The organism is Arthrobacter sp. YN (assembly GCF_002224285.1).
Lineage (GTDB): Bacteria > Actinomycetota > Actinomycetes > Actinomycetales > Micrococcaceae > Arthrobacter.
In genome coordinates this window covers 623,589-635,200 of the sequence record NZ_CP022436.1, presented here as the reverse complement: position 1 = coordinate 635,200, position 11,612 = coordinate 623,589, and the positions used below count along the sequence as shown (strand labels likewise).

Annotated in this window: 11 protein-coding genes and 1 pseudogene; 4 read left to right on the top strand and 8 right to left on the bottom strand. The window is 62.9% G+C overall.

Going from position 1 to position 11,612, the window contains the following annotated elements; genetic code table 11:
• Positions 1–114: 114 nt before the first annotated feature.
• Positions 115–801: a GntR family transcriptional regulator gene (locus CGK93_RS03040; protein WP_089593548.1), complete on the top strand. Its 687-nt coding sequence runs from the start codon at positions 115–117 to the stop codon at positions 799–801.
• On the opposite strand, the gene CGK93_RS03035 is transcribed toward CGK93_RS03040, so the two are convergent.
• Positions 798–1,289 (bottom strand): helix-turn-helix transcriptional regulator, encoded by a 492-nt coding sequence (locus CGK93_RS03035; protein ID WP_332460072.1) that lies wholly within the window; start codon positions 1,287–1,289, stop codon positions 798–800. The genes CGK93_RS03040 and CGK93_RS03035 overlap by 4 nt on opposite strands.
• Positions 1,290–1,294: 5 nt before the next feature.
• Positions 1,295–1,486 (bottom strand): HTH domain-containing protein, encoded by a 192-nt coding sequence (locus tag CGK93_RS24475; protein WP_332460071.1) that lies wholly within the window; start codon positions 1,484–1,486, stop codon positions 1,295–1,297.
• Positions 1,487–1,559: 73 nt separating this feature from the next.
• Between CGK93_RS24475 and CGK93_RS03030 the strand changes: the two genes are divergently transcribed.
• A complete protein-coding gene (locus CGK93_RS03030; RefSeq protein ID WP_089593547.1) occupies positions 1,560–2,297 on the top strand; it encodes an alpha/beta fold hydrolase in 738 nt (245 codons plus the stop codon).
• Positions 2,298–2,325: 28 nt separating this feature from the next.
• Here the strand turns inward: CGK93_RS03030 and CGK93_RS03025 are convergent, their stop codons facing one another.
• Positions 2,326–4,020, bottom strand: a complete 1,695-nt coding sequence (locus CGK93_RS03025; protein ID WP_089593546.1) for an amidohydrolase — start codon at positions 4,018–4,020, stop codon at positions 2,326–2,328.
• Complete coding sequence (locus CGK93_RS03020; RefSeq protein WP_089593545.1) at positions 4,013–5,476, bottom strand: APC family permease; 1,464 nt, start codon at positions 5,474–5,476, stop codon at positions 4,013–4,015. Before CGK93_RS03020 ends, CGK93_RS03025 begins: the two co-directional genes overlap by 8 nt.
• Before the next feature lie 79 nt (positions 5,477–5,555).
• Between CGK93_RS03020 and CGK93_RS03015 the strand changes: the two genes are divergently transcribed.
• Positions 5,556–6,158: a TetR/AcrR family transcriptional regulator gene (locus CGK93_RS03015; RefSeq protein WP_089593544.1), complete on the top strand. Its 603-nt coding sequence runs from the start codon at positions 5,556–5,558 to the stop codon at positions 6,156–6,158.
• A gap of 304 nt (positions 6,159–6,462) precedes the next feature.
• Positions 6,463–8,142: a glycerophosphodiester phosphodiesterase gene (locus CGK93_RS03010; protein ID WP_089593543.1), complete on the top strand. Its 1,680-nt coding sequence runs from the start codon at positions 6,463–6,465 to the stop codon at positions 8,140–8,142.
• Between the two features lie 40 nt (positions 8,143–8,182).
• Here CGK93_RS03010 and CGK93_RS03005 read toward each other — a convergent pair whose 3' ends face one another.
• The 4 genes and pseudogenes from CGK93_RS03005 to CGK93_RS02990 all read right to left on the bottom strand — a co-directional run bounded on the left by CGK93_RS03005 (position 8,183) and on the right by CGK93_RS02990 (position 11,516).
• Entirely contained in the window at positions 8,183–8,416 is a 234-nt protein-coding gene (locus tag CGK93_RS03005; RefSeq protein ID WP_024819372.1) for a DUF6480 family protein, read from the bottom strand.
• A gap of 35 nt (positions 8,417–8,451) precedes the next feature.
• Positions 8,452–9,326 (bottom strand): annotated as a pseudogene (locus CGK93_RS03000) (SMP-30/gluconolactonase/LRE family protein).
• A gap of 10 nt (positions 9,327–9,336) precedes the next feature.
• Complete coding sequence (locus tag CGK93_RS02995; RefSeq protein ID WP_089593542.1) at positions 9,337–10,794, bottom strand: MFS transporter; 1,458 nt, start codon at positions 10,792–10,794, stop codon at positions 9,337–9,339.
• The gene (locus tag CGK93_RS02990) at positions 10,791–11,516 is read right to left on the bottom strand and encodes a TetR/AcrR family transcriptional regulator C-terminal domain-containing protein (protein WP_089593541.1); all 726 of its coding nucleotides are present in this window, start codon (positions 11,514–11,516) and stop codon (positions 10,791–10,793) included. The genes CGK93_RS02995 and CGK93_RS02990 overlap by 4 nt, the downstream gene beginning before the upstream one ends.
• Between the last annotated feature and the right edge of the window lie 96 nt (positions 11,517–11,612).

The following is an 11,612-nucleotide window of genomic DNA, read 5'->3' as shown; positions in this document are numbered from 1 at the left end:
CCAATCCATATCGCTATTCACCCGATTGTCTAACAAGTACACATGCCGGTCAAGGCAACATTGTTGACTTGTCTGGCAAAATTGAACCAAAGCGTTGGACCTTAAGGAGGCGTTATGTCCGGGCGAGTATCAGCAGTCTCAATAGTGGACGCGATCGCAGCAGATCTCCGGAGCCGCATCTTTGCCGGTGACCTCCATCCCGGTGACACCCTCACCGAAACCGACGTAGCGTCGTCGTACGAGGTAGCCCGCCCCACCGCCAAGGCGTCAATCGAGAAGCTCGTCCCCGAAGGATTGCTGGAGCGTGGAACGCACAAGACCGCTCGCGTTGTGGAGCTCGGAACGGACTCCGTGCGAGACATCTACCTGGCCCGGGCTTATCTGGAAAGTGAAGTTCTGCGGAGGCTCGCCCACAGCAAGACGGTTCCGGAGGGAGCAGTGCAGGCGAACCGGGACATCGCCGCGCTCCAAAGCGGCACTCCCCTGGACGTGGTGGAACCTGACATGCGTTTCCACACCAGCCTGATTGACGCCGTGGGCAACGAGCGCCTCAGCCGGATGTACCGCTCGCTCGTGGGAGAAGTGCGGATGTGCATGGTCCGCGTCCAGTCCCTGCATCTCCTGGATACCTCGCTGATCCATGCGGAACACCAGAAAATACTTGAGCTCATCGAGTCCGGCCAAGCGGACGCAGCAGCCGCCTTGCTGGACGAACACCTCGGCCGCGCGCGGGAACGCTTGGCCGAAGCCATGGGAGGGGACCCCGCTGCACGGCCGCTGCCGTGGCAGCCGAACGGCTAGATGTCGATGGGGCGCGCAAATTCGGGCGGGGTGCCGATCTCGTCGACGTGATGGCCCGTGCATGGATGACGAGTGGCGGTTGCCCGCTGGATCCGGGTCAGATCAAACCAACGGATGCCGTCACGCAATCTGCACCACGCCACAAGCATCCACCGATTGCCGTTGAGAGCGAAGATCATCGGCTCCACCTCACGTTGCGTGGTGTCGCCCTTGGAATCGGTGTAGGTCAGTTTTACGGTGACTTGGTCAATAGTGGCTTGCTCAAGCACTGACATCACCCGACGGTGAGGCGCCGGGCCGACGTCGACCCAGATTCGATGGGACAGTTCAGCGGCTCGACGGCGGGCAACTGGGTCCAGCACGTCAACCACTTTCCGGATCGCGGCGCGGGCCGAATCGGAAAACGGTGCTTGATTGCTCGCGGACACTGCCGCGCTGAGGGCCAACGCCTGCGCGGCGGTGAGATTCACCGACGGCAGCGACGACATTTCCGTCACCCCGTAGCCGCCGCCTGGACCTGTTCGCCCCAGACTGGCAACCCGCCAGCCTGGAGAGCGGCCAAGTCACGTTTGATGGTGCGAATGGCTACCTCAAACTCATCGGCAAGCTGCTGCGCAGTGCGACCACGAGTGCCTGCCCGGCGCAGTGACTCGGTGAGGGCATGAAGGCGCGCGGTTCTGTTCATTCTGCCACTATCGCAGAAATAGTGACTGAAATAGTGACATGGGGTTGTCCGGAGCGCGCGCGACCATGGAGACATGGAAACAATCACAACCACCCAAACGTCAATCGTTCTCGTCCCCGGCCACTGGCTGGGTGGATGGGCGTGGGACGCCGTCGCGGCCGATCTGCGCAGCCGCGGCCACCGCGTCATAGCAGTGACGCTGCCGGGCCTTGACCCCGAGGATCCCCAGCGGGCTTCAAGGACTCTGTCCGACCAGGCCGACGGTTTGCACTTGGCGGTGAGGACTGCCGGCAACGACGGTTCCTCAGTGGTGCTCGTCGTTCACAGCGGCGCCGGAGTCCCCGCCTCCGTACTCCTGGACCAGAACCCCACCGCGGTCACCAGGATCATCTACGTCGACAGTGGCCCGTCCTCGGATGGCTCTGTCTTCGATGCGTCCGTGCCACCAGATCAACAAGAAGTAGTGCTGCCACCGTTTGAACAGCTGGGCGCCAGCCTCGACGGGCTCAGCAGGAGCGACCTTGAACTATTCCGTCAGCGAGCGGTGCCGATGCCCGCGAACGTCGTGCGCGCTTCACTGCACCTTCAGGACGACTCCCGACGAAACGTCCCCTCGACGATCATCGCCTGCTCATATCCCTCCGAGGTTCTGATGCAGATGGTGCGCGAAGGTGACCCCATGATGGCAGAGGTCGCCACCCTCCGTAACCTCGAACTTGTCGACCTCCCCACTGGCCACTGGCCGATGTGGAGCCGGCCCGAAGACCTCAGCATCGCTATTGCCGAAGCAGCTGCCAAGGACCGCCGATGAGCCGAGGCGACCCGCCGTCGTCGTCCCTTCAGTGCGCGCAGGTCGAGTGCGACTCGGCCGGGACTCCGTGCCCAACGACGGCCGCTGACGCGGGCACCGGCGGCTCGTCGCTGAACTCCCGGCGGGCGTCGTGGACTACGGCGCCACCGACGATTGTCAGATCAGCCCGCTCGCCGAGCAGTTCCGATGCCTCCAGCGTGTACAGGTTGGCAGACCAGACCACGACGTCGGCCCTGGCTCCCACGCGGATAACGCCCAGTTCGTTCTCGGCGTGCCACGCCCACGCGCCGCCTTGTGTATACGCACGGAGGGTGGTGTCGAGGTCGAGGCGCTCATCCGAGGTCCAGGCCGAGCCGCCGTCGAGTCCCGCCCTGGTGAGTGCGGTGTAGAAACCCACCAGGGGGTCCATCTCCCCCACCTGCCAGTCGCTGGAAAAAGCCAACCGGGCGCCCGATTCTGCGAGTGACTTGAACCGCCACGCACGGTCCCAGCGCTCCTCGCCAACGTTGTCCATCCACGTTCCGGCCACCAAGTCCGGCGAACAGTGCCGCGGCTGCATTGCAGGAACAACTCCCAACTGGGCGAAGCGAGGCAGATCGGCGTCGTCCAAACACTCCACGTGCACAACTCCGTGACGGCGGTCCTTGGTGCGGTTGCTGCGTTGGGCGCTTTCAATCGCATCCAACGCCATGCGCACTCCCAAGTCGCCGGTGGCGTGGGTGTGGGTTTGGAAGCCAAGCCTATGGAGCTCGCCCAGCATCGCCGTGAACTCGTTGGGTGGCATACTCGGTGCGCCGCGGTGGCCCGGCCGGTTGGCGTAGTCGGCAAGCATGGCGGCAGTGTGTGGTTCGATCACATCATCTGCGTACAGCTTGACCGGCCCAAGCCGAAGCATGTCGTCCACTGGCGCACTGTCCACTGCCTCGCGCAGGTCCTTGCGGAACTCTGCGTCGGAACCCACGGGGTGGAAGAGAGCGGTGATCACGCGTGAGTGCATTTTCCCCTCTGCCCGGGCCCGATACATGAGATCGAGCTCCGCCAAGGGCACCTGGGGTTCCACCACCGTGGTGATGCCGCTCGCTGCAGCCATCGCCAGGCTTGAGGTGATGCGCCGGTAGCGACGGTCAGGAGAATACATGGGGATATCGCGTTGCAGTCCGCGCAGTCCTGAGGCGGTCATGGCACTCGTGTAGAAGTCGGTGACCCACCCGGTCGGGTTCCCATCGGCATCGACTTCCGGACGTCCCCACGGGATGGATGATTCATGGTTGATGCCCAGCACTCTCAGCGCGGCGTCGTTGAGCCACACCGAGTGCTGGTCGTAGGTGGTGATGAACACCGGGCGATCGGTCACTCCACATAGGTCCGATGCATTGGGCCGCCGCCCTTCCACCACCGAATACACGGCATTCTCGGCGCAGATCCAGTCCAGCTCCGGCCGCTCCCTTGCGTGTTCGGCGATCCGCTTCCGGACTTCGTCCAGGGAGGAAGCACCTTCGAGGCTAACGGCATCCGGGTCGAAGCCGAGGAGCAGGTGGTTGTGGCTGTCAATGATGCCGGGAGTCAGCAGGCGCCCGTTGAGGTCGATCCGATGGCGGGCCGCCGGAGCATCAGCGTCCGTTCCCACGTAGGTGATGTATCCGCCGGTGATCCCGACGGCCCGGGCCCAGCCGGCACCATCAAAAGTGCGGACAGCCCCGTTGTGAAGCAGCAGGTCAAGCATTGTGGTTCTCCTCGTCAATAACAGCGTCCAGCAACAGAAGGTGGGTCCCGCTCCGCGGCCGGAGGTACAGGAAGTAATAGGCGAAGCCGCCGGTCACGAAGACCAGGGAGATGCCCAGGCTGAGCCATTGCGCCGGGTCCAGAATTGCCACGATGAACACCAAGCACAGCGCAGCGATGCACAAAGCCGGTGGAAGGGGCCACCACGGCATCCGGTAGCCGGTCCGGCTGCCGTTGGTGCGGCGGTGGTGGATGGCCGCCAACGCAATGAAAAGGTAGCTGAACGTGAGCGTGGAACCCGTAGCCGTGAGCAGGACTTCAATCGGAGCGAAGCAGGCCAGGAAAGCAAAGACGCCCATGACGGCGGTGGCCGCGACCGGCACTTGACCCTTGGCGCTCACACGGCGCAGGCCGCGGGACACACCCCCGGGCAGGGCCTGATCACGGGCAGCCGCATACAGCAGGCGCCCGGCTTGGAGGGTGATGGCAATGATCGCGTTGATGATGGCAAACGCCACCGCCAGCAGAACCAGCATGGTGACAGCTTCCCCGGCACGTTCGCTCAGAAAGACTTCCACGGGGAGTTCAGAGCCGAACAGCTCCTCTTGGGAGGACGCACCAAGGAGGATCGCACCGAGCGGGACGATCTCGACGGCGATGGTTACGGCCGCGCTCCAGATCACCGCACGGGCAAGGTTGCGCTTGGGATTCTTGGTTTCCTCCGCAAAGTAGACCGCTCCCCCGTAACCGTTGAAGGAGAAGATCCCTTGCGTCACGCAGATCATGAGCCCGGATATGGCAAGCGGCGCCAATGAGCCTGTGTCGGGATCCAGGGCTTGGGCCGTAAACAGTGTTTCGACAGGACGCTCAATATGGATCAAACCCAAGACCGCCAGGAGCACAAGAGCTGCCAGCTCTATGAACAGGAAGACGCCCGTGAGCCAGGCGTTGGCCCGAATATTGAAGCAAGCGGTGATGGTGGTGAGAACAACTACGGCAAGCGCCGTCTGCAGTGGAGAGAGTCCCGCGATCGCTACTCCCAGATAGTCCGCTACGCCCAGTGCGAAGACCGCCACGATCAGGGGCAAGGACACCAAGCTGATGAAGAAGGTCGCGACTCCGAACGCTGGACCCAAGGCCCTTGAAACGAGTGAATAGTCGCCGCCTGCCACGGGATAGGCGGAAGCGAGTTCGGCATAGCAGAAGGCCACCAAAATGCTCACGACGCCCGCGATCAGGAATCCCCAGACGACGCCTGTGCCGAAGGCTGTCAGCGCGGCGCCGCCGAGGATGAAGACGCTGGAGGCCGGAGAGATGGAGGAAAGAGTGATGAGGATGTTTCCGCCGAGGCCAAGGCTGCGGGACAGCGAGGCGTCATAGTTTCGTCCGGTCCCGGCGCTCGGGGACTTGGGGTTTGCGCCGGAACGGAGGTGATGGGCTGTTCCATGGGGATCCATTCGGGTTGAATTAGTTTTTTGACGTCGGCGTCAAATAACTATTGGAGTGTGGCAGCTCACATCGGATAGTGTCAAGAGCATGGCAAGACCCAACACCCAGGAACAGCGCCGATCCGAACTCGTGGAGGCTGCACTCAAAGAGGCCTCAACCCAAGGTCTGCGCTCACTATCCCTCACCGATGTCGCCAAGAGGGCCGGGCTGACCAGAGGGGCTTTGCTCTACTATTTCGACGATCTGGATGCCCTCCTCGTTGAGGCCCATCGTGCCGGAACTGAGCGGTTCTGCGACCACAGGGACGCAGTGGTGGCCCAACTTTCCTCGCCCGCTGAAAAGCTCCGGGCGGCCATCTCCGCGGGCCTGCCCAGCGGCCCCGACGACGCCCTCATGCGGCTGCTCTACGAATTCGATTTCATGGCCGGACAGTCAGAACTGCACGACACCTTGGTCCAGCAGATGTACCTGCGACAGACCGCCACCTACCGGGCGATATTCGAAGAGGGCAACGCCTCGGGCGCGTTCCGCATCTCCACCGACCTGGACCAGGCAACCATGAACATGGTGGCACTTGAAGATGCGTACAGCCTGCACATTGTTGCCGGGAACAGGCTCGTGACAGTCGAAATGGCATGCGACGCGATGCTTGCCTTTGCCGAACAGATTGGTTGCCGCCCACTGCCCTGATGCGTTGAGCTCCCACCAGGCGCTCCGTAAGCGGTTTCTTAAGAGTCCGTTCAAGCTGAGTTCCCCGTTTGTACCTCATGCAGGAAAGCGTGCTGCCTACCGTCGTGAGGGTGAATACTCCAAAACGGCTTAGCTCCAGTCTCGTGGCAGCAGCACTGCTGGCCACAGCGCTTCTCCCCTAGCTCCCGCCAATGCTGTCCCGGCGTCCCCCGAACAGCAAGTCGAACCTGCGCCTGCCTACACTCAAGACTTCTCCGGCACTGGCCTCCCCGACGGCTTCACGGCTGTCGAGGGAACCTGGAAGGTGGAGAACGGCCGACTCTACGGAACCAGCACCTCCTCCAACCAGCTTTCGCGGATCACCTTCGGGCCGCACCTGGCCAACTACCGGCTTGAAGCAACGGTCCGCTTTGAGAATGTGCTCAACGCTGCGCGCTGGTCCGCCTTGGCACTGGATATGAAGCCAGATGGCAGCGTCCCTTATTGGATTGCGACCATGCGCTCAGGGAGCACTGCCACCAACGGCCTGGAGTTTGCCGAGCGCAACGCCTCCAATGCCTGGAACGTCACCAATACCGCCGCCGCTCCTTCGGACGCGGGAACGGGGAAGGACGTCCGCGTTTCCGTCGACGTTCGGGGCAAGAAGGCCGCATGGTTCTTCAACGGCCAAAAAGTAATGGAAACCAACCGTCTGATCCGCACGGACAATGGCATTCTTGGCCTCGTCGCCAACGGTGCAACAGTTTCCTACGACGACATCAAAGTCACCGAACTGCCTGCGACCGAACCCCTGCTGATCAAGCCCGGCGAACAGCCCGCAGTGATCGCCCACCGGGGGCTGTCCTCAGTCATCCCCGAGAACACACTCCAAGCCCTCCTCTCGGGAGGCCGGGCCGGCGCCGACTGGATCGAGATGGACGTCAACACCACACAGGATGGAGTCCCGGTGGTCATTCACGACAACACCGTGGATCGCGTGACGTCCGGGACCGGCGACGTCTCTACCCTGAGCTCCGGCTACATTGCCGGGCTGGAAGCAGGATCTTGGTTCTCCCCGGCCTATGCCGGAGCCAAGGTTCCCACCCTTGCTGAGTTCCTGGATCAGACCAATACCGAGGGCGCCGGCTTGCTGCTTGAGATTAAAGGCCCGGAAACCCGTTCAGAAGTCCAGCGCGTGGTGGACATGCTCAAGGAGCGCGGCATGCTGGAGCAGACCATCCTGCAGAGCTTTGACACCAACGTTCTGAACTACGCGCGAGAGTACGAGCCATCCCTGAGGCTCGGCCTGCTCCGGGGAGCCTTGGACGCTGACGTCGTGGCTGCAGCCAAGCAGTTCGGAGCCGTCACGTACAACCCGAGTTGGTCAGCGCTTGCCGCCCGTCCGGATGCCATCAAGGAACTGCACGACGCCGGCATCGCCGTGATGCCCTACACAGTGGACAGCCCGCAGCAATGGAAGGATATGACCGAGGCTGGCGTGGATGGCATCATCACCAACCGCGCCGGCGCACTTGTGGGCTTCCAGAGCGCCACCCCCACCGCCCCTGCCCCTGAGGCTCCGTCCGTCCGCTTCGCAGGAAAGCTCGACGGCGCCACCCTGAGCCGCGCCGACACTGTCACTCCCGCTGTGGAAACCACCAACGCCGACAATGTCGCCATCCAGCTCGATGGGCAAACGGTTGCGGAAGGCGACGCCGTCAAGACACTGACGCTCGCGGCCGGGCAGCACACCTTCATCGCCACAGCCAGCGGCCCTGGAGGAGAGGCGACGGCGTCCATCACCTTCACCGTCCAGGCCAGCAAGTCCGGACTTTACGTCCTCCTCATCGCCGACGGTATCGACAGCAAGGTGCGCGACAAGCTCATGAAAAACGTGGACCGCGAACGTTGGGCAGACGTAGAGGCCGATGCCAAGGCCGCTTCAGGGAACGGCATCCCCGCGGAGCTCGCCGCGATCATCGCCAGCGACGCAGCAGCGCTCTGACCTACGACGGACGACATCACGCGTTTCCCGGGATTCCCCGCTAGTCGAAGAAGCCCACGATGTAGCCGATGAAGAACAGCAGCGTCAGCAACACGCCTGCACCGATGGCTGCCAGCCACAGGAACTGCGTGCCCTTCCTGGGACCGCCCTCGTCATGGCCCTGCGGTCCGGCGGTGGAGGCTTCGCCAGGAGGGGTCTCCCCCGGGGGCACTCCTCCGCCCGGCTCCAAGCCTGTGAGCTTGTCTTCGTACGGATCGGGGTTGCTGCCTGACACGTTCACTCCCTTGATAGCAGTGGCGGGTGCTGTGTTCAGGGTACTCTCATCGTCGTGTCCCGCGTCGAAGTCCGCAGTCGATACAAGGACGTCGTGGCCGTGATGTAGAGATCGCGCCCATCAGGCCCGCCGAAGCAGAGATTGGAGACCTTTTCCGGAACGTCGACGGCGGTCAGCAGAGTGCCCTCGGGGCATACACGCGCACTGACGATCCCGCGGACGTCCACATCCGGCCCTCTACGTCCACACGGAACCCGTCCGAAGCCGCGTCGTCCCCGAGCTCAACGAAAGTCCTGCCCTGTCCGCATGCGCCACCCTCAACTGGGTAGACAGCGATCCGGAACGGCACTCCCAGGGCTGGACCCGCCGTGTCAGCTACATACAGGAGCGACTCATCCGGGGAGAACGCCAGCCCGTTGGGGTGTACCAGATCCGTGACCACGGGAGTCAGCTCCCCCGTGGCCGGGTCGAAGCGGAAGACGTAGCAACCGCCATACTCCTGCTCACCTTCGTGCCCTTCCACCGTCCCGGGAAGAATTCCATAGGGAGGGTCGGTAAACCAGACCGTCCCATCCCCAGCCACCACAACATCGTTGGGCGAGTTGAGCCGATGCTCACCGAACGCTTCAACGATCGGCGTCACCACGCCGTCGTGGTCCCGCTCAATGCGCCTGCGCCCGTGGCTGCACTGCACCACGCTGCCGTCACGGTCCAGCGTCCGCCCGTTGGTGTATTCGACGCCGACGGCGTACTCGCGCGTCGCGCCGGTAGCAGGCGAGAACTCAAGGATCCTGTTGTTGGGAATGTCGCTCCAACGAACGGACTGCGACTGCGGAATCCAGAGAGGACCCTCCGCCCACACAGTTCCTTCAAACAACTTTTCCAAGGTGCCGGTGATCAGTTCATCCATGTGTTCGAGATTAGTCGTTCGCGGGTTCCGAGCTGGGCTTCGCGACCGGCTCGGTGGTGTTGCCCTTTCCCTCCGCAGGCATTGCCAGCACCGCCACGACAGTAAGGACTGCGCTGACAAGCACAGCCACGAATACCGCAGTGGACGCCGAAACGGTAGTTTGCGGATCGGGACCGCCACTGGGGCCGTTGGCATAGATAGCGTTGGCGATGGCACCGAAAACAGCCACGCCAATGGAACTGCCGATGGAACGGGCAAAGAGGTTGGTACCAGTGACCACACCGCGTTCGTTCCATTCGACGCTGGTTTGCGCGGCAATGAGGCCCGGCGTCGCCACCAGCCCGAGTCCGAGCCCAACGATGAAGCACGCCACCGCCACCAGGATGACGCTGGGCGATGAGGCCGTGAGGGCAAGGACAGCCGTGCCGATGACTGTGATCACGATGCCGATGATGCCTGTGTTCCGAAATCCGATGCGCAGATACAACCGGCCGGCTTGCGACGCACTGATGGGCCAGCCAATGGTCAAGGCCGCCAAGGCGAGCCCGGCCAGAAGGGGTGAGGTTTCCAGGGACCCTTCCAGGAACGTTGGGACGTAGGAAGTAAGCCCAAGCATGACGGCACCAACGCCGAAAGAGATCATCGCCGTCGTCGCCAGCAGCCTGCGGGAGACAACCCAAGGTGGCAGGATCGGCTCTGCAGCCTTCCTTTCCACCAAGAGAAACGCTACGAACAACAAGGCCCCGCCGGCAAAAACAGAGATGCTGATCGCGGAGTCCCAAGGCCATGCCTGGCCGCCTTGAAGCGCCCCCAGAATGAGCAGGCTCAACGAAACCGTCAGCAGCCCCGCTCCCAAGTAGTCGATGCGGTGTTTGGTCCGCTCCACTTCCTCGTGGAAGGTCCGGAGGAGCATCCAACCAGCCAGAAGGCACAACGGGATGTTGATGAGGAAGATCCATCGCCAGATTCCCAGGGAGGCGAAAACGCCTCCCAGCGTTGGTCCCACCACGGAAGAGACCGCCCACACACTTGCCAGATAACCCTGCACTTTGGCCCGCTCAGCCAGCGTGTAGATATCGCCGGCAATCGTGATCGCCACAGGTTGGACTGCCCCCGCCCCGAGGCCCTGAAGCACCCGGAACGCGATAAGCGCCGGCATGCTCCAGGCCAGGCCGCAGAGAATCGAGCCAAGCAGGAACAGTCCAATCCCGCCCAGGATCAGCGGCTTACGGCCCACAACGTCCGAGAGCTTGGCATAGACGGGAACCGAGACCGCCTGCGCCAACAGGTACGCAGAAAAGAGCCACGGGAACGAGGCAAAACCGCCGATGTCCTCCACGATTGACGGCACCGCCGTGGCAACAATGGTGGCATCGATCGCCACCAGGCCCGTGGCGAGCATCAGTGCAATCAGAATGGGTCCCCGCCGGGATCGGAACCCGACTCCTTCGTCAGTAGCTGTGCTCATGCGCGCTTACCCCCGCCTGATGTCCAGTTCTGCTCGTGGAGTCGCTCGAATCCGTCAAGAAGCAGGTCCAAGGCAAACTCGAACTCGAATTGGTCGTCGCAGCCAGTCCCCACCACGGACTCGTCGTCATGCGCTGCCGCCACAGCGATCCTAAATAGATTGGGGTAGGTCTCCGCCATGCGCCGGGCCATCGCAGCCTGGGCGTCCGCCGTGATACGTGGCTCGTCCTTGGCGCCGTTCCCAGCCGCGTCGTCAAAGACCTCTTGAGTAAACCCCCACATCCGACTACCCAGGGCATGCATCACGTGGTGCGTCAGGTCCTCGGAGAATCCGCCCGCCAGGAACATGCCCACGAAGGAATCCATATACCCGAGGACCGCCGGCGTGGTGTTGGTGCGGGATTCGATGACAGGGCGGGCCCAAGGATGTCGAAGGAGCGCCCGCCTGGCCGAAAGCACCCGGAGACGGACGACGGTCTTCCATGGAGCATCGGGCACAGGTGGGTCGATCTCCCCCACGATGGTATCCACCATGCCGTCGAGGAGTTCTTCCTTGTTGGCGACGTGCTTGTAGAGCGCCATCGGAACTACGCCGAGTTCCTGGGCAAGTCGGCGCATGCTCAGTGATTCGAGACCTACCTCGTCAGCGAGCGTGACGGCGGCTTGCAGCACTCGGGCGCGGTTCAAGGGCACGCGCCGCGCGGCCTCCGCCAGCTGGATCATGCGTTTGTCCCTCCCCTCCAGCCAAGGTCCGGGCACGGCCTTGACAGGTATACAGCGTACACCTAGTGTTTCGACTATGAAGGTGTACGCCGTACA

What these genes read in the sequence shown, in the direction of transcription:
- CGK93_RS02995 (WP_089593542.1), bottom strand. Translation starts at nt 10,794, where the DNA reads ATGAGCACAGCTACTGACGAAGGAGTCGGGTTCCGATCCCGGCGGGGA.
- CGK93_RS03025 (WP_089593546.1), bottom strand. Translation starts at nt 4,020, where the DNA reads ATGCTTGACCTGCTGCTTCACAACGGGGCTGTCCGCACTTTTGATGGT.
- CGK93_RS02990 (WP_089593541.1), bottom strand. Translation starts at nt 11,516, where the DNA reads ATGATCCAGCTGGCGGAGGCCGCGCGGCGCGTGCCCTTGAACCGCGCC.
- CGK93_RS03030 (WP_089593547.1), top strand. Translation starts at nt 1,560, where the DNA reads ATGGAAACAATCACAACCACCCAAACGTCAATCGTTCTCGTCCCCGGC.
- CGK93_RS03040 (WP_089593548.1), top strand. Translation starts at nt 115, where the DNA reads ATGTCCGGGCGAGTATCAGCAGTCTCAATAGTGGACGCGATCGCAGCA.
- CGK93_RS03020 (WP_089593545.1), bottom strand. Translation starts at nt 5,476, where the DNA reads ATGGATCCCCATGGAACAGCCCATCACCTCCGTTCCGGCGCAAACCCC.
- CGK93_RS24475 (WP_332460071.1), bottom strand. Translation starts at nt 1,486, where the DNA reads ATGAACAGAACCGCGCGCCTTCATGCCCTCACCGAGTCACTGCGCCGG.
- CGK93_RS03035 (WP_332460072.1), bottom strand. Translation starts at nt 1,289, where the DNA reads ATGTCGTCGCTGCCGTCGGTGAATCTCACCGCCGCGCAGGCGTTGGCC.
- CGK93_RS03015 (WP_089593544.1), top strand. Translation starts at nt 5,556, where the DNA reads ATGGCAAGACCCAACACCCAGGAACAGCGCCGATCCGAACTCGTGGAG.